Below are 23,217 nucleotides of genomic sequence, written 5' to 3'. Positions count from 1 at the left end.
TGTGTTTAATGTGAGTGATGCTGGGCTTCGTAGGAAGCTGTCGATCATTCTTTAATAGCGAACTTCACCACCAACCGTCAGTCCCTGCAGGAAGGCATCTGTAAATCGAGGATTCAGCCTTAAGTTTGACTCAGGGGGATTGGTCTGGTTTGTGCCATCATAGTCTATGTTCATGTAGGGCCGACTGACCATACCTGTCCACATCCCTTCCCAACTGACAAAAATTGAGAAGTTTTCGGTGAGATGAACCTTACCCGAGACTTGCAGATCGAGAATCGGCCCGAAGGTTGTGTCAGTAACGGACTGACTGGTAAGTCCTTCACCTTCACGCACATTCTGATCAGACAATGTCGCCTTGTAGGAGTTCAAACCAATCAAGGCTTTAGGTTCTGCAGCCAGTGAGAATCGCTTGCCAACCAATTCAGCCCGCAAACCAATCTGCGGCCCGTAGTAGTTGTTATTGACGCTGGAATCAATCGTCGTTGTGTAGGTCGTCGCTGCAGGATCCAACGGGTCTTCCCCTGCCGATGTATTCACACCAACCTGAGAGAATGTTTCCCGGAAGTTCATGTAGCGAAAGCCGATCATCGGGCGCACTTGAAAGAAAGCGTTCGGATCGGGAGCATCGACCACATAATTCGCTTCGGTCCCCCAGATGCCAGTTCGCAAAGTTGCTTGGTAGGATCGGTCAAAGCTTAAGAGCAAATTAGTTCCATCCACATTGAATGGAATTACCGGAAAGATTCCATCTAGAGCCCCCGTGGAGGAAGGTAATTGCACGCCACCCACAATGCTCGATGTATTCGTCTGCAAGCTGAAGACACTGGTTTCCAATGTCCCTTCAAAAATCGGCAAACCCCAGGTTCCGCGAATACCGTTGTTGTCCTTCAGCGAAATCGTATCGAGGTTTTGCACGACTCCCTGGCCGATCAAAGCCCCTGTGACAGGATCAGTCACCGGAACCAATGCCCCAGGATTGTTCCGGAAGCCCGAAAGATCGGTACCCACCACCGTATTGCCGGGGTCTTCCACATCCCAGAGCAGATATTCGAGACGGAAGAATCCGTGCCGGAAAGTGTTCTTCAAGGCCTTCTCGATCGGCGAATCGGCATACAGCCAGCCACCGTCATCCGGATACTGCGTGTAAGTCGTATTCGGCATGTTTCCATCGATAAAGCCATTTCCCGGATAGCCATAAGCCGGAGGGAATGGTGCAGAGTACCCTTGCGGACCATATCCGCCCTGATATCCGCCATGCGGGCCTTGAGGCATCATCCCCTGCCCATATTGACCCTGTCCTTGTGGGCCGGGACCAAACGATGGCTGGGCATACCCCCCAGAGCCGTAAACGCTGTCAGCCTGAGGAAACGATCCATTCTGCGCAAAAGCATTCGAGCTCAGCGCGAGTGGTAGCAGGCATAATGTGGTGAAAAGGTACCGCACCGGCATGTTCACCTTCCCAGGTCGAGTGTCCACAGTAGGGGCATCCTGCTGGCGACAAGACTATGTGTGCTCGACTGGTCTCACCAGAGATCCCCTGGTCCCAAAGCACACGACAATTCCGAATGTGTCGTATGTATCGGTTGTAAGAGCCAATCGACTTGCCGCTTTCCTGTGCCGGGCTGTTAAAAAACTCCGGCAATGCCGTCTATAGCGAATCTAACGGCGAAACATGCCTTTCCTGTATCGGCAAAGTCTGCCATTCAATGAGGTTGAAGCTGTGTTCGACAGCGTGCTCGCCATCTCGCAGAGATCATGGAATCTCGAATCAGGCCGATGGATCAGGCGAAGTGGCAGGATATATTCAATGATCATCAGCCAAATACCTGTCAGGCCATCGAGAGAGTTCCGCATGCCTTCCACGACAATTCTGACCTGCAGAGACTGGAATTTTTGTCGACTCCGACACAGATTCCTGACTTTCACTCTCTTGATATGCTCGGCTATGACATCGATTTCAGCTTTTGCTGACGAACTGAAAGTCGACGAAGTGCAGCGGTTGATCGATGCGTATACCCGCAAGCATCCCACTGCCGTTGTTGCAGCCAAAATCATCCGGCCAGCCGGTGACCTCTTTGTGACTTCGGGAGAATTCATTCCTGATGGAGTCGTTCCGCCGGACAAGTCCGCTGCTGAAAGATCGGACACGCAAAAACCGAATGACAAACCAGCACGTTCTGCTGATGAACATTCCCTCTTTGCGCTGGCCTCGGTGACCAAGACTTTCACTGGGGTGCTTCTGGCACTTCTTGCCGAAAAGCAGGTTCTCTCCCTCGGGGATCCTGCCAGCGATTATCTGCCGCAAGCCTGGAAGCTCCCGAGCGAACATCAGGCGGGCATCGAGCGAAAAATCTCACTCGTGGAACTGGCCACACACTCATCGGGCCTCCCCGTCCAGCCCCCAGATATTGCGAGTTTTGCCAGGCAGCACCAGACCGAAAACAATCCCTATTCTCTGTATGATCACAAGGCTCTCGAACAGTCGCTTTCCGGAGTCAAGCTCAGCCATCCGATAGGCGAAAAGTACCTCTATTCGAATCTGGGCATGGGCCTCTTAGGACACGCACTGGCAGATGCGACCAAAGCCGCGAACTTTGAATCGGCCTTGCGGACTCATCTGTTGGACCCTCTCGAGCTTCACGAGACAAGGTTCCACTTAACACCAGAAATACAATCGCGACGAGTACCGACTTTCAATCAACAGGGGATCGCTGCCCCCACCTGGTCATTTGCAACTTTAGAAGCCTGTGGTGGGCTCCACTCCTCCATCCATGATCTCACTCGCTGGGTCAAAGCCCACTGGCCACCACCAAACGATGATGAGAAACCCCTCACCGACCAAAAGTCGCAGTCACAACAACACGCTTCCGCAGAGATTTCTGCTGCGTTCGCCAACAGCCTGAAGACTCATTTCCCTAAACAACCCGACCCACTGTCGACAAAACTTCAAATGGGACTGGGATGGCACTTGATCACCATTCCTCTGCCGAAAAACACGACGGCCGACAACCAGAAAAATGAACATCGCCCCCGCATGAAAAGGATTGCTTTCCACGCAGGGGCGACGACCGCCTCAAGAAGTTTTGTCGCTCTCGATGCCGAACAGCGTGTCGGTGTGATTCTGCTGGCCAATGTCCCTCATTCGCTGGACGAAATCGGCATCCAGGTGATGCAGCGATTACTGACTCATGAATGAGCCTGTTTCAGCAATCATCCAACTATTGCCGACGGAATCGATACTCTTCGTTCTTCGAATCGAAATCCGCTTCAGCTAACTGCTGGCCAAAAGAAATCTCTGTGTAGCTGTAGGCTTCCAGTAAGGTTTCCTCATCGACCGTCTCCGCATCGGCAGTACCATTCGATGGCCAAGAAAAGTTCCGAATACAAACAGGCACTTTCCACTCGTTATCAATGATTGTGATCGTCTTGCGATAGTCCGGAGAAACCTCTTTTGAACGATATTCCACCTGGAATGCGGTACATGGTCGATCGCCAAACGATTCGCCTTCCAGCACATCGCAAGTGGCAAAATTGGCCGTTTGTAAATCCATGGTATGATAGTGAAGCATCAGTTTCGTCAGTTCCAGTAACCCTGCTTTTGTCACAGGGTACCGCGATTCAGCCATTGCCAGTGAACTTTCAGGTTCAATCGAAATCGCTGGCAAGCGTGCCTTCCAGCCACCGGCGTGCACAATCATCTTGTCTGCATTTTCACCGGCGACATACAGAACTTCTCGACCTGCATCACCAGTCAGCCATTTCAAATAAATACTGAATGGCTGATGACGAATCTTGACATAAATCGACTGCTCTTCCGTCAACTCACCAGCCACCAGTTCCTGCTTCGTGAACTGGGCGGTGTAATCCGGTGTCTGCTGCAGAAAAGCCAACCCTTCACGCAGCATGCTCACTTTTCGGCGCAGGTTCACAGCTTCAGGAGTCTCTGCAGTGACTGGCTCAACCTTCTCGATGACGCTCCGCCCCATGGAATCGGGAGTGGTCGCTGTCGCCATGGCCACTTCAGTCGCCGGATTCACGGCAGGAACGGGTGATGTCTCTAGGGTTGCATCCGCTTTACTCTCAGGCGCTGCTTTAGCAAACGACATCTTGAGTGGCTGAGATTTTTTGACCACGATCTGGCGATAGTCAGCACCGGCAATCGAGGGATCAAATTCGAGGCGCAGCCCGATCAAGGTCACAAGGGCCAGAGCCACGGCTGTTCCATTAGCACGATGAACAGTCGGCAGACTCCAGTAAAGACGAATCATTCGACGCATACATGGGGTTTCCTGGTTGGGGAGCCACAGTCGATCACTCAGAAACGAAAGGCAATTTGCGTCGGGGGCAGATTCCACGAGACAGGATGCGCACTCACAGTTTCGACCCAAACCAGGATGCGACCAGGTTGGCCCAAGCCAGGACTTGCCCAGATGTCACCGAATTCATCATCGGCAATTGAGCAAGCTGGTTATGAGGCACGAGTCGATGACATCAGCAGGATTTGCCAGATGAACTGCCGATCAGCGAGAAAGAATTGCCAGGAAAGAGCCCACCAGGAAGAGAATCGGCGAACCTTGCAGAACTTCCACACCCCGTTTCTCTCTGACTGATTGACCAGACTCCTCGGGACACATGCCCCAGCCGTCAGAGTCTCGCATCGGAATATGACGAAAGAATCATCTGGCATCCCACTTGTTCAGGATCGATTTTCTCACCTCAGCCATCAAAGAAAGCTGGCACCAGATTCACACTGCTGTAGAAACGTCTGCAACATGGGTTGAATTGGCCGTGAGCAAAGGGTTGGATTTGCCGCGAAACTGAGACATTGGTTGAAAACCTGCCACATCGGGCGAATTTCACGAGGTAGACTATCCACACGAGGACGATGGATTGTGGAATTCTCTCAGCAGACGCCATTGTCAACCACAACCTTGACCAGATGATCTGGTCACGTTGTATCGTGATTAACAATCAACACGAAGTTAATGATTATCCGAGCGGGGCCGGGCTTTTCTCTGGGGAGAAGGTTCTGCCGCGAAGACCATTGGCAACTTATGATTCAACTGGATCGACTGACGAAAAAGTTCTCAGACTTCAAGACGGGTGAACGTCTGGCACTTGATCACGTCAGCTTCGATGTCAAACCCGGCGAAATCTTTGGACTACTGGGCCCCAATGGCGCAGGAAAAACCACCTGCCTGAGAATTCTCAGTACCGTCCTTAAACCAAGTTCCGGTTCCGCCATCATCGCCGGCTACGACGTCGCCACTCATCCCGCTCAAGTTCGCGCCCGCATCGGCTTCATGTCGAATAACACCGGCATCTACGACCGCATGACCGCCTGGGAACTTGTCGAATACTATGGTCGGCTCTATGGCATTCCGCAGGCACAACTCACTCAGCGACTCGAAACCATCTTCAGCACTTTGCAAATGAACGAAATTCGTGAAGTGCTCGGCTCCAAAATGTCGACCGGCATGAAACAGAAGGTTTCCATCGCCCGAGCCATTGTGCACGACCCTCCCGTCATGATCTTCGACGAACCGACCAGTGGACTCGATGTACTTGTCGCCCGCAGAGTGATTCACGCTGTCGAATCACTCCGAGATCAGGGTAAGTGCATCATCTTCTCAACACACATCATGCGTGAAGTCGAGAAACTGTGTGACCGCATTGCGATCATTTATCGCGGTCGTATCCTGGCCCAGGGCTCGATTGAAGAACTGCGCGATAAACATCATCAGCGGGATATCGAAGAACTCTTTTTTGAACTGATTTCCGCCTGCGATGCCGAAGAAGCTGAGCGTCTGCGTGCCAATGAAGACTCCATCAATACCGGCCTCGACGACACCAGTATGAACGTCGAGGTGAGACCATGAACTGGCGCAACGTCTGGCTGATTTTCCGCCGCGAAGTTCTCGATCAATTGCGCGATCGCCGCACATTATTTATGGTGGCTGTTTTACCATTACTGCTGTATCCCGCACTGGGGATCGGCATGATGCAATTGACCGTACTCTTCAGCGAGCAGCCGCGCACAGTCGTGATTCTGGGAGCCGCTGATCTTCCTCCGCCTCAACTGCTCGATGGTCATCGCTTTGCTCAAGCCTGGTTCGAGACCAATACCGAGAGCCAGAACAAGCTCGAAGTCATTACCGATCTGCCAGCAGAGAATGCAGACAAAGAAAACTCCAAAGCTTTATCGGCCGATGCTGAGCAGCCGACGAATACCACAAAAAAACCAGCCGCCTCTTCTGCCGATCTGGCTCGCCGGCAAAGAATCCTCAACCAGGCTAAAGAACTACAGGTTCTTATTGAACAACTCAAACTGCTCAATCCCGCTGCGGTCGAAAGAGGTCGCCCTGCGACTTTACTTTCCCCCGAACGGGAAACCACTCAGGCTCAGCTTCGCAAAACGATGAGTGAGCTCTTTAAGCAAAGCGGCATTCAGGTTCTTATTATTATCCCGCCCGACTTTGACCAGAGTATCGAAGCCGTCAAGCAGCAACTCGCCAGTCAACGCAGCCAGCCAAGAGAAAACAGCGCAAAAGATGCCACCGCACCACAGACCCCAGCGAGCAATTTTGACTACCCCAGACCACTTATCATTCGCAATCGTGCCGATGACAAATCGGTGATTGCCTACACACGCGTTGTCGAAGTGATGGAGTCGTGGGAAAGGCAGATCCTTCGCGATCAACTGAAAGCCGGTGGTCTTCCCGAACAATTGCCCACACCCATTCGCGCCCACGTCGTCGAACTGGCCGATTCTCAACAGGTGGCGAATAACGTCTGGAGCAAGCTCTACCCCGCCATGCTCATTATCATGGCGGTCACGGGCGCGTTTTACCCCGCCATCGATCTGGCTGCGGGTGAGAAAGAACGTGGCACCATGGAAACACTCCTCATCTGCCCGGCCAGCCGCACCGAAATCGTCATTGGCAAATTCTTCACTGTCATGGGCTTCAGTATGGCCACGGCAGTGCTGAACCTCTTAAGCCTGAGTTTCACAGGCAAGTATGTCTCATCACTGGCAGCATCCAATCTCTCTCGCAATGTCGATCTGACACTCCCCGCATTTTCATCGCTTGTGTGGGTTGCTGTGCTTCTGATCCCCATTGCTGCTCTCTTTAGCGCACTTTGCCTCGCACTGGCGACATTCGCGCGAAGCTCTAAAGAAGGTCAATACTATCTCACCCCACTCCTGATGGTCACACTCGGACTCACAGTCTTCTGCCTCTCACCCGCTGTCGAGATGCAACCGTTCTATAGTATTCTGCCAGTCGTTGGCCCGGCTCTCCTGTTAAAAGAGCGACTCCTCGGGACTGCCGATTCACATTTATTGTGGCTCTACTCGATACCAGTCCTGTTGACTTCTGCAGGCTATAGCCTGCTGGCTCTCTGGTGGGCCATTGATCAGTTCAGTCGAGAAGAAGTCCTCTTCCGCGAGTCCGAACGCTTCGAACTCAAACTCTGGCTTAAGCAACTCCTGCGTGACAAAACGCCGACACCTTCCTTTGCAGAGGCTGGAGTTTGCTTTGTCTTGATCATGCTTCTGCAGTTTGCAGCTCTCAAAATGTTCCAGCAACCACTCAGTCAGGCCAAGCCCAATGAACTAGGCGGCATCATGCTCAAACTGATGATTGTTCAACAGGTGGCGATCATTGCTACTCCCGCTCTCATGATGGGAATCATCCTCACCACGAGCGTACGGCAAACCTTTCAATTCCGCTTACCAAAACTGCGCTATCTGGCTGCCTCGACCATCCTGGCATTAAGTGTCTTCCCCCTGTCGCTGGAACTCTCCCATCGACTGGCCTGGTTCTTCCCGCCATTACCAGAAAGCATGAAGCAGGTCAGCGAACTCCTTTCGAAGAATGAGCAACCTCTCTGGTTACTGTTCGTCGCCTTTGCGATCGCACCTGCGATCTGCGAAGAACTGGCTTTCCGAGGGTTTATCCTGAGTGGCCTCAGGCAGGGCGGCCGACATGGCCTCGCCATTGTCATCTCGGCCATCAGCTTTGGTGTCATTCACATGGTTTCACAGCAGGTTTTCAATGCCGCACTTCTAGGTCTGATCATTGGACTTCTGGCCGTCCAGAGCCGGAGCATTTATCCGGGAATGCTCTATCACTTCCTGCATAACGGGATGCAGGTGGGCCTGAGTCAAATACAAACTCAACTGACGAAACCTGGTCTGCATCAGGTTTTCATCACGGTCTCGGAGAAGGAACTGACCTTCCGCCCGCTGCTGCTACTCCTCTGTGCGTTGACCGCCATGGCGGCACTCACCTGGCTCGTCAGCCAGCCATATCCACCTCGTGAAGATTCCCCCGCACCAGCGAACTGATCTGGCACATGCGGCCTAATCCATCTGTACATTCGTCACGACAGACATGGGTTGACCACCTCGCTGGTTAATGTCATCTCCAACAAGCCAGTTCTGTCCCTGCCTCTGTGAGCCGGGGACCTCGAAGGACTTTCGAGATTCAGCAACTGGTCTCCTCAGCCATCATCACGATCACATCTGCAGACATCCCCAGCGGTGATGTTCTGTAGAACTCGTGGAGTTTATGGAGACATCAGGATGACGCGTCGCGATCTCACACATATTACGTTTGTGCTCGATCGATCTGGTTCCATGACATCGATCAAAGCCGCCACCATCGAAAGTTTTAATGCCTTTCTCAACTCCCAAAAGGCATTACCCGGCTGCGCCACCATGACTCTGGTGCAGTTCGACTACGCCTACGAACTCCTGGCCAATATGCAGCCACTCGAAGCGATCCCTGAACTCGATCTCGAGACATTCGTCCCCCGTGGTTCGACCGCATTACTTGATGCCATAGGACGGGCGATTGCTGAGACGGGTGAAGCACTTTCAAAGCTGCCCGAAGCAGATCGCCCAGGAACCGTCATCTTCGTGACGCTGACCGATGGTGAAGAGAATTCGAGTCTGCACTTCGACATGGCGACCATCAATCAGCAGATCAGCCATCAGCGGTCGGTCTATCAGTGGCAGTTTGTTTTCCTCGCAGCCAATCAGGATGCGATTGCCACGGCAGCGAACCTGGGGATCGGCGCCGGCCAGGCACTCCGTTTTGCCAGCGATCCCGAAAAGGTAGCCGCTACTTTTAACATCATGAACGCACAGATGAAAAAGATTCGCGCTGCGAAAATGTCCAATGACGACGAGGACAACCCGCTCCTGAGCGAAATCGAATTCACCGACGCCATGCGAATCCTGGCAGACGAATAACTCTTCACTCAGACAAACGTTCGCATAACAAACCACTTGTGCGCGAGTGTTCACTCAGGCATGATCTTCTACACAGTTGTTCTCACCCGCTCACCGGTGCGTCAAGGGCCACATACGCATGTCGGACACCACCCAGATTCTGCGTCAATGGATGCTCTTGCGGATCCTCTCTGCCCGTCGGCAAGGCGTTTCTCTCAAGGCTTTGGCCGAAGAACTCAAGGCCTCGACCAAAACTATTCAGCGCGATCTCGCACTCCTCCAGCAACTCGCTTTCCCCATTGACCAGGAGGTCTCTTCGCACGGACGCAAACTCTGGAAAATGACTGATACCACCGGCATCCCAGCTCTCACCTTTACGCTCGAAGAAGCCGCCGCCCTTTACTGGGGAAGTCAGTTCCTGGAAGGGCTGGCTGGCACTTATTTCTGGCAAGGCTCACGGACAGCACTCAAGAAAATTCGCACAGCGCTTGGGGCACCTGCACTCAAACACCTCCAGAAACTGGCCACTGCCATTCATCTCACGCATGCCAGAGTTGTCGATTATGAATCGCGGGCCAGACTGATTGACGATCTGATGGTCGCGATCGAAGAACGCCGACTCACAGTGATTACTTATCAATCACTGCGAGCGACAGAACCAGTCACACTTTTAGACATCTACCCTTATGCCCTGGTTCATCACAAGCATGCTTTATATATCATCGCCTGGTCACGGGATCACGAGGCTATCCGCACCTTTAAGGTGGATCGTATCAGCCACGTCGAACTCCACGGCTGGCAGTTCAATCGCCCCGAGAATTTCGACCCGGCAGCCCACCTCGAACATTCGTTCGGCATTTTTTCGAGCGATAAAGCACCAGAAACTGTGAAAGTCCGATTTGCTCCTGGTGTCAGCCGCATTTTAGAGGAAAAAAACTTCCACCCCAGCCAGAAACTCACCACTCAATGGGATGGGAGCATTCTCGCGGAATATCAACTCGGCCCCCTGGAAGAATTCACCTCCTGGCTCCTCAGCTTCGGCCCCCAGGTCGAGGTATTAGAACCCGAACACCTGAAAAAGCGAATCATCGACTCCCTCAAACAGACACTCCATCACTACGAAAAACCCGATTCACCGCCACACAAACTCTCTGAAAAACGAACTCCTGCAAAACCTCGGGCAAAATAACTGATTCTCTCCGTAATATGGGCAACTTCATGAAGTTCGATTCAATCTTTCATATAGCAACTGGCCAGAAGCCATATCCTTACCAGGAACGGTTCGCTACTGCAGATTCGTTGCCAGAACTCCTCAATGTTCCTACGGGTGTTGGCAAGACCGCAACTGCGATTCTGGGATGGCTCTATCGTCGGCAAGACAAAAAACTCTCGACAAGCACCCCGCGTCGACTGATTTACTGCCTTCCGATGCGAGTCCTTGTCGAGCAGACGATCAAATGCGCGAAGGAATGGCGAGAAAAACTTGGTCTGGTAGACAGCCTGGGGATCCATGTCCTCATGGGGGGCGCCAACAGTGATGATTGGGATACCCAGCCCGACGAAGAGGCAATCATCGTTGGTACACAGGATATGCTGCTCTCTCGGGCGCTCAATCGTGGCTATGGCATGTCCCGCTACCGCTGGCCTGTCCATTTTGGCCTGCTTAACAACGATTGCCTCTGGATCATGGATGAAACCCAGCTTATGGGAGTTGGTCTGACGACAACCGCCCAGCTTCAAGGTCTGCGGAGCAAACTCAAGACTTTTGGCATCACCCACTCCGTCTGGATGTCTGCCACTCTCGACAGCTCGCCGCTCAATACCGTAGATCATCCAGAGCCCGTCGCAGGTTACAGCAGAATTCAACTTGAAGAGGACGACGTCTCTCATCCAGAGGTCAGCAAGCGCTTACAATCTGTCAAAAGCCTTAAGAAGGTCTCGCTCACGTTAAACGCAGCTTCTGAGAAAGGCTATGCAAAAGAACTCGCGGCTGTTGTCACAAAAAGCCATCAACGAAACAGCTTGACGCTCGTTGTCGTGAATCGCGTGCCACGCGCTCAAAGTCTCTTCGAGGAAATTACAAAACTGGCGGGCAAAAACAAGGATCTTCCCCAACCGGCTCTGATCCATTCCCGCTTTCGTCCGGTCGATCGAAAAGAACACGAACAGAAGTTATTTGCATCCGAAATCCCAGCGAGCGGCACCATCGTTGTCGCCACGCAGGCGGTTGAAGCCGGTGTCGATGTCTCCTCGAAAACACTGTTTACGGAGCTCGCACCCTGGCCTTCTCTGGTTCAGCGGTTTGGCCGCTGCAATCGCAAAGGGGAATATTCCGATGCTCAGGTTTTCTGGATCGGCATTGAGCCAAAATCGGAGGGAGATAAGTTCGCTCTGCCCTACCTGTTCAATGAATACGAGAAAAGTCGTGGCTACCTCAAGAGCCTGAAGGATGTCGGGCCGGAATCATTGAAAGTCATTCAGGATCAGCGGCCCCAGGTGGTAGCCCACACACTCCGCAGAAAGGATCTGCTGGATCTCTGGGATACCACGACCGATCTGGCGGGGAACGATCTCGATGTTTCCCGCTACATTCGAGAAGGGGACGACACGGATATCCAATTCTATTGGCGGGCCTTCGAGGGAAACCTGCCTGAGCCGACGCAACCAGCCCCTCTGCGAGAAGAACTCTGCTCGGTAGCAATTGATCGTGCCAAGGAGTTCTTGAAGAAGTCTGAGACGAAGGCCTTACTTTGGAACCCTCTGGACCGTGAATGGGGACAGATAGAATCGAACAGTATCAGGCCAGGACAGGTTCTGCTCTTGAAGCTTGAACAGGGTGGGTACTCTAAAGAACTCGGCTGGACGGGTAACCCGAAAGATCAGCCGACTGTCGTCCCACTTCCCGAAAATCCCATTCCGCTCGATGCCAACGACGCAGATGAATTGGGCAGCGGCCCTGTGACGCTGACCAAGCACCTCCAGGATGTCGAAGAATCGATGGTCTCGTTGGCCGGGCAACTCGCCTCCATTGACGACTCAGTTCCCTGGAACTCCCTCCAGACGGCCGCCCGCTGGCACGATGTGGGCAAGGCTCATCCTGCATTTCAATCAGCTCTAAAGCTAGACGAGAGTGAGCCAGGTTTATGGGCCAAATCTGGCCGAAAAGGATTGATCCAGTACGAGATCCCCAATGAAGGGCCGCGTCCCGGATTCCGGCATGAACTGGCCAGTGCTCTCGTTTGGCTTAAGCATCACCCCGAAGCTCTCGACACAAATCTCGTCGCCTTTCTGATTGCGGCCCATCATGGCAAAGTTCGCGGGAGTATTCGCAGCCTGCCCAACGAAAAGCCTCCGGCTGATCGAACAAAGCGATTTGCTCGCGGATTGCATGAAGGAGATGTGGTTCCTCCCGTGAACCTGGGTAACGGCGAGACAACCTCAGAAACCGCGATTGACCTCTCGTTGATGGAACTCGGAGAAAGCGAGTCACAGGGGGAAAGCTGGTTATCAAGAGTGCTTGCCCTGCGAGATGAATTCGGCCCCTTCCGCCTGAGTTATCTGGAAAGCCTGATTCGCATCGCCGACTGGCATGGCTCGGCCCTGCCTCAACCAAAGATCGGAGCACCGCACCATGAAAACTAACCTGCAAACGCATCAACTGACAGGTTGCGGCCCCACACCACTGGCCAGCTATCTCAAGGCTCTCGGCGTCCTCCGGCTGGTGGGTGAACAAATCGATCCTCAAGTCAAAGGCTGGTGGAGCGGCGATATTTTTCATCTGAAGACCAAGCTCACAAAAGAAGAACTCTGTGAGTTTTTTGTTAATGAGTATCAGCCAACCCCGATTATTGCTCCCTGGAATGGCGGAAGCGGCTTTTTTCCGAAAGACAACCGAACAGCAATTACCGCAATTCGGAATAGTCAAACCGATCGTCTTGCCAATTATCGTGAGACAATTGAATCTGCTTTTTCTGTTCTCAGAGACTGCGGACTCTCGGAGAAGCCAGATGGTGATGCGAAGGCTAAGGTCCTCATGGCCTGTCGCAATCGACTTTCAGAAGAAGCTATCGAGAGCCTCGATGCAGCTTTTGTTTTAACGGATGGTGGGCCCAAATATCCTCCATTATTAGGAACAGGATTTAACGATGGGCGGTTGGAATTCTCGAATAACTTCATGCAGCGAATGCTCGATTTGATTGATGTCGATACTGGCAGACCAACTCGGCAGGCCAGAGGCTGGTGGGAAGAAGCCTTTTTTGCTCAACCTCAAGATGGACTGCAAAAAGATTCGATCCTCGGGCAATTTGATCCAGGTGCTGTCGATCGATCAGTCAATCCGTGGGATTTTGTTCTCATGTTAGAAGGGGCGTTAACATTCTCGACGGCTGCCGTCAAAAGACTGGAATCCATCGATAAAGGACTTCTAAGTTACCCGTTTTGTGTAAGAGCAACGGGAGTTGGTTACGGCAGCGCGACGACTTCTGACGAGGATTCCTGTCGGGCTGAAATGTGGCTCCCCTTATGGACACAGCCATGTACACGCCGAGAAGTGACGGTATTGTTTTCTGAGGGGCGTGCCCAGGTCAGTCGCCGAGCAGCAAAAAATGGTGTTGATTTTGCCCGAGCTGTCTCGACTCTCGGTGTTGATCGTGGAATCACTGAATTTAGCCGTGTCGGATTTCATTCTCGAAATGGGTTAGCCTATTTCGCCGTCCCCTTGGGGCGATTTATTGCTGAACGGAATCCACAGGTTGACCTGCTGGCAGAACCACAACTGGATCGATGGCTCGATAGTTTTCGTCGTGGGGCTTCTTCAGATACAGCCCCGGGAAGTGCTGGTCGCGCATCCCGCGTCTTGGATTCAGCAATTATCGAACTCTGCAAAACTTCACGAACCACAAATTTTCAAGCGGTCCTTGTTGCTCTTGGCGAAGCTGAGGAAGTACTTGCTAAATCTTCCAAATGGCGTGAAGAAGCATTCCAGAAACCAGTCCCACTTCTTTCACCGCAATGGCTGCAAGAAGCGCACGATGGCACACCGGAGTTCCGACTCGCTGCCAGTCTTGCCGGGATCTACAGCCCGTCGATTGGGAACTTCCGTCAGTATCTCGAACCGGTGAAAGTCGAGAATGAAGGTAGTTCGATTCGAAAGCGTTGGCCAGTCTGGATGAGTGAGAGTGAAGATGAAGGGCATGTCGTCTGGAACGCTGGATCTCTTGAGATCAACCTTGTCGCAATTATGCAACGACGCATGATCCAGGCGATTCGCAGAGGAGAAACGCCGGGGTCGAACCTGCCAATCGTGCTGCCACTGGACACGACATTTCATGCCAGTCTGGATGATGTCATGGCCTTCCTTTCGAACCAACTCGATGACAACAGAATCAGCTCGCTCGTCTCGGGATTGATCCTGGTCGATTGGACGGCCGTTCGCTCACAAAATCGGCGCGACGAATACGACTCCCGTGAAGTGACCTCACCCATCAACGCTGCTTATGGTTTGTTAAAGCTTTGCCATACCCCTTATCAAGTCAACGAAACTTATGTGCGGTTAGATCCCACCATCGCGCGGTTACTGGCAGCGGACCAATTGGAATCGGCTACGGCTTTGGCGATTCGCCGCCTGCGCGGTTCTTCGCTCGAACCGGCAGTTGATGAAATCACCGAATCGACCATAAGCCCCCGCAGACTGGCGGCTGCCCTTCTGTTCCCTCTCTCTCTTTCCAGCAACCAGACGTTGGCGCAGCGTGTGTTGAAGCGACCAAAGAAAGATCTGACACCATCGTGATTCTGTAACCTTCCCCTTCCCTTTGATTTAATTGGAGCCGATTCTTATGTCTCTGGATTTTTCTGCACTCAAGAACCAGCCTCGACTTCTGCTCGATGTCGCCCTGCAACCTGTGCAAGGCAAACGTTTCCAACCAACTGGCTTCCCCGATCTCGGCGCAGCCACTTACAAGCACGACGGAGTCGATTTGCTACTGGTAGAGTCGGCTCAATCCATGGCCAATCGCCTCGAAGCCGTCTGCTGGGACGAAGCCAGCGACGAACTCGTTGAACCCCTAAAAGGTCTGCCTTACGTCAAGGTTGTTTCAGATGGCCAGATCGCAACTAACTCGATCCTTGAATCGCATCGCATCAACAGCCCATATATTCTTGAAGGGACTGACAAGAATTTTTTTAACTCGCTGAAAAGCGAACTGGGAGCGATGGAGAAAGGTCGGGTTGATCTGAAACTCCTTGCGAAAGTCCTGTTGAAATATGATGCCAACGCATTGATTCATGGCGTATTTCTAGCCAAGAGCGAACTTGCCGGAGGACGATTGCGACTTCCCCGATTACTCTCATCATTCATTGAGGCTGAAGAAACCGGAGTCGTTACCAGTGGCGGTGTCAAAAAAGATGAAGTGGATCCGAGCGGAGACACCAAAAAGGGCTTTGGACACGTTCCCTTCCACCGTGAGGAATTCGTTGCCAAGTCCATCACTGCATACTTTAATCTCGATCTCGCTCAGCTACGCGGATACGGTTTGCCTCTCGAAGCCGAATCACTGTTGATTGCCATTTCTCTCTATAAAATTCGCAAGTTCCTCCACGAAGGCCTGCGTTTGCGAACCGCCTGCGACCTCGAACCAGTCAGCGACATTCATGTCCGCCGGCCAAAAGAAGGCTTCCAGATTCCTTCGCTTGAAGAACTCGAAAAAGCTCTCCCCGGATTGATCAAGTCTGCGGCCAAGCTCTTCGTGTCTCCAGCGGTCACCGAGGTCAAGTATTCGAAGGCATAGAATCATGATCGTTGTTTCCTTGAAGTTTCCGACCCGTAAATTCCATGCCACTCCCTGGGGGCGACAAGTCAACGAAGGAGTGGTCGAATGGCCCCCTTCTCCGTGGAGATTACTGCGCGCTCTGGTGGCAGTCTGGCATCACAAGTTCCCGGATGTCCCAGAGTCTGAGATGGAAGATTTAGTCACGCTGCTCGCCTCGTCGCCGCCGCGTTTCCATCTTCCTCCCGCCTCTCAAGGACACACACGGCACTACATGCCCATCAACGAAGGCTCAAATGAGAAGCGTACAAAAGTCTTTGATACTTTTGTGGCACTCTGTGAGGACGATCCAGTGATTGTCACATGGCCTGAGTTGGAGTTGACCTCTGAACAGAAAAAACTGCTGGAGAATCTTCTATCGGCGATGTCCTACTTCGGACGAGCAGAATCCTGGGTCGAAGCAGAGCTACTCAACGAATGTTCTATCGAAACAGATATCTATCACCTTAAACTGGGTGAACCTGCACCAGAAGGTTTCGAACTGATCAAGACATTGCTTCCTACACCTGCCGAAGAACTCGCTGCGTGGCATGCGACGACCTTGAATCAGCTACGGGAAAGAAAACTGAACGACCTGATCCAGGCAGCTTACGCCAAAGGAAAACCGACGGAAGGTATCAAACTCTCGAAGAAAGACGAGCTTGTTATTCAAGAGGCGATTCCAGCTTCGGTTCTGGGAGCGTTGCACGCCGACACATCGGAATTGCGGAAAGCCGGTTGGAACCAACCACCCGGGAGCCAGTCGTTGAATTACATCAGACCATTTCACGCATTTGCTTCATTCACGAATCGTCGAAAACCAGATTCATCAAGGAAAAAACGCCCCACAGTTGCACAGTTTCTCGTAAGCAGCCCGGTCAGACCTCGTCTGACAGATACTCTCACACTCGGCAACCGCATTCGTAAAGCTCTCATGTGCTGTTCCAAGAAGATTCGACAGGATGATAACACGTCGATCGTCTTCTCAGGAAAAGGCGAGGACGGTAAGCGACTGAAAGAAAGCCACGCCCATGCCCACATCCTATGCGAAAGTAACGACAAATTTGGCCGCATCACCCACGCCACCATTTTTGCTCCAAAAGGGTTCGACCACGAAGACGAACTTGCCTTCGCACGACTCGCCAAAAGAGGTCTCATTTCCAATGAAGATCCTCACGACATTCAGATGATCCTCGTTGGCATTGGCCAGCCAACAGATTTCCAGCGAGGCTCATTACAACTGCCCAGCTCCCGCACTCTGGCCACCTCCCGCCACTGGATCAGCCGCACACCCTACGTCCCTACCAGGCATATGAAATTCAAACAGGCTGATCGGGAAAACGCTGTGACTCGTCATCGATCCCTTGTTCGGGAACTACAGAAGTTGATTCGCTGGGAACTCAAACAGCGTGATCATCTGGCCCACCTCGCAGACGAAGTCATGATCCATTTACTCATCGATCAACCTTTATCAGGTCTTAAGGAGGCAGGTACCTACCTCGGTGGGCAATGGACGCCCTGGCTCAAATTTCAGCTTTACAGAAGGTCAGGGGGCGGACAACGTTCCTCTGGAGCATGCTACGGATTCCGACTGACATTCCCTGAACCGGTAACCGGGCCCATTGCTCTTGGCTACGGCTGCCACTATGGCTTGGGATTGTTTTCTGCGGAGAGAGTGGGTGAGTGAGGTGGATCGGGTGAGATTTTGTTTGTGGGTGCTTCTCATTGGATGACAGGACGCAATGATTTAGATTCTTTCCCGCGGGAGGTCGTCATGGCTTGAGTGACGAGAGAACTGATTTGACTCTCTGCTCCATACGATAAAGATCGCAGACTTCCGGCCGAAACTCGATGGGTCATCGTCCGTTCCTGAAGTTCATTCACGAGCCGGAAGCGTCAGCGACGGGCCTATTCAAATTTATCCTTCGGTCATCACCAGTTCCCCTTCACCCCTTTGCAACCCAGATCACTTTTCTTCAATCGATTTCGCTAACGAACTGCGAAATCATCTATGTAAATGCCAGCTTGCGAATGCCCGTCGCTGACGCTTCCGGCTCGTTCCGTCGTTGACCGTTGGTGGCCATTCGACGGCATCGACCGCGGCACTCGCGGCAGGACGCGGAGTTACCGGTTCGGAGCGGATTCTTTCAGTAGTTGTTTCATCCCTTCGCCCAGTGCTTCGCCAATCAGGAAGTAGCTTTCGGCATTGCCGAACCAGTGGTGTCCGTGAGTGGTGTTGGGGGAGAGTTCGGCTGGGCGAGCGAAATCCGTGGTCTTGATGAAGAGGGCATTCTTGATTTGTCGGGTGCCCTGCTCCTGCGCTTTTCGGAATTCGAACATATCACCGCTGGTGACAGGTCCACCATTGCCCAGTTCCCCGACGACGACTGGCAGATTGGGGGAATCGAACTCCTTGCGGAGATCTTTGACAAGGTTGACGAGATTCTGTGCGTACTCGGCAATCGCTGGTTTTTCGCACATATCGTTCCATCCCTGTTGCCAGACAAATCCAGCGATTTCATATTTTTGATCGCCGAGTTCCGCAAGAGCGGCGCGGACTTCTTCAACCATCCTGGTGTAGTAGGGCCCGACCTCGCCGCCGGAACTGGGCGGCCTGAAATCAACAAAGAGACTTTTGCCTCCCCACGCCGTTTTGATCAGCAGGACGGGTTCGTCAAGGTAGTCACCCATCACAAAACCAAACCCCAACTCTGGCCCGATGTGACTGCTGCCGCCATAGCCGGTATAGCCGACTGTCAGACCCCCTTTGCGGACCTTATCGTCGACCTTGAAGGAGATCTGCACATCATCGCGGACGACCCATTCGCCCTGCTCGTCTTTGAGGCGTTTGAGTTTTTCCGCGCTCTGGGAGTGTTTCATCGACCAGACGAGATTCCCCTTGCCGCCGTTGTAGTCTCTCTTTCCATTCATGGAGACCACGCCATGCCCTTCCATGTTGGATTGACCGGCGAGGATGAAGACCTTGAGAGGCTTTGCTTCGGAGTTGGAGACAATGCGGACAAGTTGCGGGGATGACTGGGAGGCTTCAATCGCGGTGATCGTTTCGCGGACACACTTCGCCTTCATGCGCATGAGATGCCTGGGAAAGTCTTTTTCGTCCTTTTCGAAGTAGTTTGCGATTTGGGTCAGTTCGGGAATAACGGCTTTCGCATGGGAACCATAGGTAAGGAGGATCTCCATGAGTTCCGGAGTACGTTGTTCACTGGCCCAGGGATTTTGATCGCGAGTATAGGTGACAAGAGCGTGCATGCCTTCTTCGATGTGGTGCTGTGAGAGGAGACGCAGACCTTCGACTCGAATACCATCGGCGAACATTTCGCCGCTGGGTGCGGGCTGAATAATGGCCTCGTAGATAGCCGGGAGAAGAGGCTTGATTTCCTCAAACGAGAGATGGCGATAGACGGAACCAATGCTGCCGCGAGCACGACCATCTTCGTTCTTCAACCCGGCCCGCACGGCTTTGTAGAGTGCCGGACGATCGACACCTTCCAGCGAGCGACCCAACAAACCGTCATTATCAAACAGAGCAAACGAGAGATATCTCTGCTGCATGCCGCGAGGGTCATTTTTGAGATCGACCTGAGCCAGCAGTTCCAGCAGTTGAGGGATCGCCTTGGTGGCCGGTGTGCCGATCGCAGTCAAGGCTTCTGCCGCTTTGATACGCAGCCAGAGGTCTGGATGCTGCAAGGTCTGCTGGAGGGTATCGACGGCAGGTGCTCCGCGTTTGCGGAGGAAAAACAATGCCTGGCAGGCACCATAGCGACTATCAAGATTCTGAGAATCGAGCATCTCGATTAAACGCTGGACAGGAGGATTCTTGCGGCGTCCCAGAGCCATCGCAGCACGTTCACGAACGACGGGCGACCAGCTTTCCAGACGCTCTGTCAATTGTTCATTGCTCAGTGAATCGTAGAAACTTTTGCGATCTTTGTTATCCCAGCCCCGCCCATCGACAATCAACGATTGAGCGGCTGTCGCATCAAGTGGGGGCACAATGCCCGGCTTTTTGCCAGTGAGGTAAATCTTCTTGAGCGGCATCGCGTAGGCCAGTAGATAGCTGCCAGTGCTATCCCAGTCGGCGTAGCTGTCACTTGCAGGTTCCGGTGGGCCTTGATGCAAGTAGCTGTGATCCCAGCGGCGTGCGAGGTCGAAGTACCAGCTTCCATACTCCTTCATCCAGGCACCCGTCGCCTGCGGTCCGGCTTGAGCAACGCCGGGCATGGCCCAGAGAATGTTGAAGAAATTTCCGGTGTGTCCGGTATCTCGCTCCGATCCATGAGACGCAATGCTCATGTGCGAGAAGAACTCGGCCCCTTTCGATTCACCCAGAACGTTAAACAGGACTGCGGCCATCCCGCATTTGCCGTTATCCTCGTGAGTCTCAATCCAGGGATGATGGTCACCATAGGGAATCGCCCCTTTGCCAACATAAAAGCGGAGCAGTTTCATACTGCGCTCAATCGCAAGATCGAGCGCGGGATCTTTGACACCTGCCTCGCGAGCCAATACCAGAGAGATTGTCAGCGGCAGACCTGGAGAATTCATCATTCCATAGCCGCCGAGACGACCATCGGGCTTAGCGAAACCATGACCCCATGAGCCGACCGCGCTTTGGCCTTGGGCGGCTTCGAGTGCGAGTCGCTTTAAGTCAGGCATCACGGAATCATCGCCCGTGGCAATCTTGTATTCGGCAAGGAACATGATGACATAGCCATAATACCATGTCGCCATCCCTTCGTTGCGATAGCTGGCGGCCCATTGAGCCTCTCGCTGAAGGAGTGGAAGGTAGCTCGGGTCTCCGCTGGCCAATAGAGCGAGGGCATTGAGGGATCGGGGAATGGGATCGAGGTTTTCAGAGTAATCGGGAGTGGCCATTCGCCGGGCGAGTTCTCGACACCCTTGTTCGAGAATGAGCTTCGATTTCGGGCAATCGTAGGGAGCGGTGCTGCTGTAGGTGCCGAGGATGGGGAGTTGGACCACAACCTCGTCTTTGCGACCATCGCGTGAACGGGTGAGAGACAGGTGGCCCTCACCTGCCTCTGATTCGGCCAGAGTGAGTGCCTGGCCCATTTCGGTGCGTGGGTCATAGGAAAACGGCTTGCCGCCCACCCCGAGAATCACGTCGCCAACTTTAAGAACACCTTCAGCGGGAGCCCCTTTCGCCACCCTGGTGATCCTGATCTCGCGGGCATCGGAAGTGACCATTTTGTCACAACGGATCCAGCCACGCAGGCCCGTGGCACCGAGATTCCAGTCGTGTTTTTGGTCGGCAGCCACGCACGAGCCAGCCACTGCAAATAAGACTGTGAGTACGAGGAGATTGAGTCGGATTTGCATGCGTATGACTTCTCAATAAGTGGGGAAAGTCGATTCTGGCTGCCAATTCAACGAAGCCCACAGGGGCCGGGATTCAATCGATCATGCCGCAGTTTGACGATCTGACTGGCAGCACAACCTGTGATTGTACGCAACAACAGGATTGGTTACGCGAGAAATCAGGGAAATCCGCAACAGCCTGCCCTGTGGACCAATTTCAACGAGTGTTGGCAGGAGTCGTTTCCAGCGACAGGCCGACGCCTGCGTTCGCATCCAAGGCGACATGACATGGCTAGCTGGCCACGATTATTGATCAAGAGGTGGTTCAGATCCGCGATGGAAAAGCCGCCTCTTGAGAATGCCGAAAACGCCAGAGGCACAGGCGCACCTGTTGCCAATTCGTATCTTGACCCTGCAAATTGAGAGAAACCTGTATTCGACCTTACCAGTTCACAACTAAACTTTGCTTGCAATGTCAGCTGACAAATAAATGAGACCACACGCGGCAACACTTAAACACAACGAGAGAAGACACACCTTGAACCAAGAGATGCCGTTAAAGCAAACACACTTTAATATCGGCAAGAGAACCGCTATTGCTAGAAGCATAACAGCACTCATTGTTAACGTCGAAATAATGGAAAGCCAAGACATTCCTTATCATTCTCGCTAAAATTCAATAGATAGACAGTCAAGCAAATCCGCGTTAATACCATATCGCAAAGCGAAAAGAACACCTCGGCCATGTAAGTGGCCACTCATGATTCTCCTTCACGCACGTTGTTGCTTACAGGCATCTTCAGCGCATTCAATATTTCTTTTAATATTTCCTCTTCTAAGTAAGGCTCCTTCAGCAAGGCATTAGTTAGTGAGTCTGCGAGTTTCCCGGTCCACAGAACAAAACTCACTCTATTCTTACGAAAAGAGATAAAGCCGATATGCACTTCTAGACTCATTGAGTTGCCCTTGATTTCTCCAATGGGAAGAGAGCGGCTAAGCAACTGGCTATCGGAATCAAATGGTTTAGATTTAATTAATAACGTAATGTTCTTGGACATCTCTTCCGTCAAGGGGATAGAAACCATTGGGGAACCATCTGACGGCTCGAATTCAAATGAAGTAAATGTCACTTTATCAGGGTCAAAAGTGTATTCCACCAGAGGATGCAAGGACTCACCTTCAGCACGCTGATCTCTGGTCATGGGACCAGAACCTTGTTGAATCTGGAATTCAGAAACAACAGTTTCTTCATTTCCGATATCAGACGCGGTTATAGAGATTTTATCAGCCTTGTTCGGCGGTTTCTCAACATTGGGCTTTTCAGTCGAAACACCCGTACCGCATCCAAGTAATGACAAGGCTGCCACTAAACAAACAGTCACAGCGATAAGTCGTGGGCTGAAACACACGCACATAAATCTATTCAGCCCGAATTGCTGTAAATATGCGGAGTCGATAGTGCTGCAGGTTTTTGATTTTCGACTCATCAAGGGTGTGCTTTTCATTAGATGCGTATCCTTCCATGAGTCGTATTGCTCGGAAGCTGGCAGCTCCCGTATGGCGTATGCATTTCAGGCCTGTATGAAGCTGAAGCGGGATTCATTCATTTGTCTGTGGATACTTGTCATATTGTCGATGGAGCTGAACGCGGAGTTGGCAATATGACCCCGGTCGAGATTCTGATATCATCCGGTGCCGTGAACCCGCATAAGGTTTATCCCGCAGTCAACAATGGTTTCGCACCGTACGGTTTTAGGGCATGAAACTAAGCGGACAAGCTGCTTAGAAACGTGATCTCCTTTGTCCGTGTCTGCAGACAAACAACTACACTTGCCGTCA

13 protein-coding genes are annotated in these 23,217 nt (G+C 52.5%); 9 read left to right on the top strand and 4 right to left on the bottom strand.

Going from position 1 to position 23,217, the window contains the following annotated elements; genetic code table 11:
- Positions 1-51: 51 nt before the first annotated feature.
- Positions 52-1,449, bottom strand: a complete 1,398-nt coding sequence (locus A6X21_RS24640) for a BBP7 family outer membrane beta-barrel protein (protein WP_068847624.1) — start codon at positions 1,447-1,449, stop codon at positions 52-54.
- Positions 1,450-1,945: 496 nt separating this feature from the next.
- On the opposite strand from A6X21_RS24640, the gene A6X21_RS09970 reads away from it, so the two are divergent.
- Positions 1,946-3,196: a serine hydrolase domain-containing protein gene (locus A6X21_RS09970; protein ID WP_068847622.1), complete on the top strand. Its 1,251-nt coding sequence runs from the start codon at positions 1,946-1,948 to the stop codon at positions 3,194-3,196.
- A 22-nt stretch (positions 3,197-3,218) separates the two neighbouring features.
- Here A6X21_RS09970 and A6X21_RS09965 read toward each other — a convergent pair whose 3' ends face one another.
- The gene (locus tag A6X21_RS09965; protein ID WP_068847621.1) at positions 3,219-4,277 is read right to left on the bottom strand and encodes a DUF1571 domain-containing protein; all 1,059 of its coding nucleotides are present in this window, start codon (positions 4,275-4,277) and stop codon (positions 3,219-3,221) included.
- Positions 4,278-5,054: 777 nt separating this feature from the next.
- On the opposite strand from A6X21_RS09965, the gene A6X21_RS09950 reads away from it, so the two are divergent.
- The 8 genes from A6X21_RS09950 to csb2 all read left to right on the top strand — a co-directional run bounded on the left by A6X21_RS09950 (position 5,055) and on the right by csb2 (position 17,728).
- A complete protein-coding gene (locus A6X21_RS09950; protein WP_068847618.1) occupies positions 5,055-5,879 on the top strand; it encodes an ATP-binding cassette domain-containing protein in 825 nt (274 codons plus the stop codon).
- Complete coding sequence (locus A6X21_RS09945; protein ID WP_068847617.1) at positions 5,876-8,350, top strand: ABC transporter permease subunit/CPBP intramembrane protease; 2,475 nt, start codon at positions 5,876-5,878, stop codon at positions 8,348-8,350. The genes A6X21_RS09950 and A6X21_RS09945 overlap by 4 nt, the downstream gene beginning before the upstream one ends.
- 237 nt (positions 8,351-8,587) lie before the next feature.
- Positions 8,588-9,259 carry a vWA domain-containing protein gene (locus tag A6X21_RS09940; RefSeq protein ID WP_068847616.1) on the top strand — a complete coding sequence of 224 codons (672 nt, stop codon included), beginning with the start codon at positions 8,588-8,590 and terminating at the stop codon, positions 9,257-9,259.
- Positions 9,260-9,377: 118 nt separating this feature from the next.
- A complete protein-coding gene (locus A6X21_RS09935) occupies positions 9,378-10,427 on the top strand; it encodes a helix-turn-helix transcriptional regulator (RefSeq protein ID WP_068847615.1) in 1,050 nt (349 codons plus the stop codon).
- Between the two features lie 29 nt (positions 10,428-10,456).
- On the top strand, positions 10,457-12,880 hold the full coding sequence (cas3g, locus tag A6X21_RS09930; RefSeq protein ID WP_068847686.1) for a type I-G CRISPR-associated helicase/endonuclease Cas3g: 2,424 nt from the start codon (positions 10,457-10,459) through the stop codon (positions 12,878-12,880).
- A complete protein-coding gene (gene cas8g1, locus A6X21_RS09925) occupies positions 12,870-15,026 on the top strand; it encodes a type I-G CRISPR-associated protein Cas8g1/Csx17 (RefSeq protein ID WP_068847614.1) in 2,157 nt (718 codons plus the stop codon). Before cas3g ends, cas8g1 begins: the two co-directional genes overlap by 11 nt.
- A gap of 46 nt (positions 15,027-15,072) precedes the next feature.
- Positions 15,073-16,023, top strand: coding sequence for a type I-G CRISPR-associated RAMP protein Csb1/Cas7g (gene cas7g / locus A6X21_RS09920; protein ID WP_068847613.1), 951 nt, complete (start codon positions 15,073-15,075; stop codon positions 16,021-16,023).
- Positions 16,024-16,027: 4 nt separating this feature from the next.
- On the top strand, positions 16,028-17,728 hold the full coding sequence (gene csb2 / locus A6X21_RS09915) for a type I-G CRISPR-associated protein Csb2 (protein ID WP_068847612.1): 1,701 nt from the start codon (positions 16,028-16,030) through the stop codon (positions 17,726-17,728).
- A 437-nt stretch (positions 17,729-18,165) separates the two neighbouring features.
- Here csb2 and A6X21_RS23670 read toward each other — a convergent pair whose 3' ends face one another.
- Positions 18,166-21,399, bottom strand: a complete 3,234-nt coding sequence (locus tag A6X21_RS23670; protein WP_083233516.1) for a DUF6288 domain-containing protein — start codon at positions 21,397-21,399, stop codon at positions 18,166-18,168.
- A gap of 737 nt (positions 21,400-22,136) precedes the next feature.
- Complete coding sequence (locus tag A6X21_RS09905; RefSeq protein WP_131818273.1) at positions 22,137-22,883, bottom strand: hypothetical protein; 747 nt, start codon at positions 22,881-22,883, stop codon at positions 22,137-22,139.
- Between the last annotated feature and the right edge of the window lie 334 nt (positions 22,884-23,217).

Origin of the sequence: Planctopirus hydrillae, from assembly GCF_001707835.1 — a bacterium.
Classification (GTDB): domain Bacteria; phylum Planctomycetota; class Planctomycetia; order Planctomycetales; family Planctomycetaceae; genus Planctopirus; species Planctopirus hydrillae.
This window is presented reverse-complemented; position numbering and strand designations above follow the sequence as displayed.

What these genes read in the sequence shown, in the direction of transcription:
- A6X21_RS23670 (WP_083233516.1), bottom strand. Translation starts at nt 21,399, where the DNA reads ATGCAAATCCGACTCAATCTCCTCGTACTCACAGTCTTATTTGCAGTG.
- cas7g (WP_068847613.1), top strand. Translation starts at nt 15,073, where the DNA reads ATGTCTCTGGATTTTTCTGCACTCAAGAACCAGCCTCGACTTCTGCTC.
- cas8g1 (WP_068847614.1), top strand. Translation starts at nt 12,870, where the DNA reads ATGAAAACTAACCTGCAAACGCATCAACTGACAGGTTGCGGCCCCACA.
- cas3g (WP_068847686.1), top strand. Translation starts at nt 10,457, where the DNA reads ATGAAGTTCGATTCAATCTTTCATATAGCAACTGGCCAGAAGCCATAT.
- A6X21_RS09970 (WP_068847622.1), top strand. Translation starts at nt 1,946, where the DNA reads ATGACATCGATTTCAGCTTTTGCTGACGAACTGAAAGTCGACGAAGTG.
- A6X21_RS09945 (WP_068847617.1), top strand. Translation starts at nt 5,876, where the DNA reads ATGAACTGGCGCAACGTCTGGCTGATTTTCCGCCGCGAAGTTCTCGAT.
- A6X21_RS09940 (WP_068847616.1), top strand. Translation starts at nt 8,588, where the DNA reads ATGACGCGTCGCGATCTCACACATATTACGTTTGTGCTCGATCGATCT.
- A6X21_RS09950 (WP_068847618.1), top strand. Translation starts at nt 5,055, where the DNA reads ATGATTCAACTGGATCGACTGACGAAAAAGTTCTCAGACTTCAAGACG.
- csb2 (WP_068847612.1), top strand. Translation starts at nt 16,028, where the DNA reads ATGATCGTTGTTTCCTTGAAGTTTCCGACCCGTAAATTCCATGCCACT.
- A6X21_RS24640 (WP_068847624.1), bottom strand. Translation starts at nt 1,449, where the DNA reads ATGCCGGTGCGGTACCTTTTCACCACATTATGCCTGCTACCACTCGCG.
- A6X21_RS09905 (WP_131818273.1), bottom strand. Translation starts at nt 22,883, where the DNA reads ATGAAAAGCACACCCTTGATGAGTCGAAAATCAAAAACCTGCAGCACT.
- A6X21_RS09965 (WP_068847621.1), bottom strand. Translation starts at nt 4,277, where the DNA reads ATGCGTCGAATGATTCGTCTTTACTGGAGTCTGCCGACTGTTCATCGT.
- A6X21_RS09935 (WP_068847615.1), top strand. Translation starts at nt 9,378, where the DNA reads ATGTCGGACACCACCCAGATTCTGCGTCAATGGATGCTCTTGCGGATC.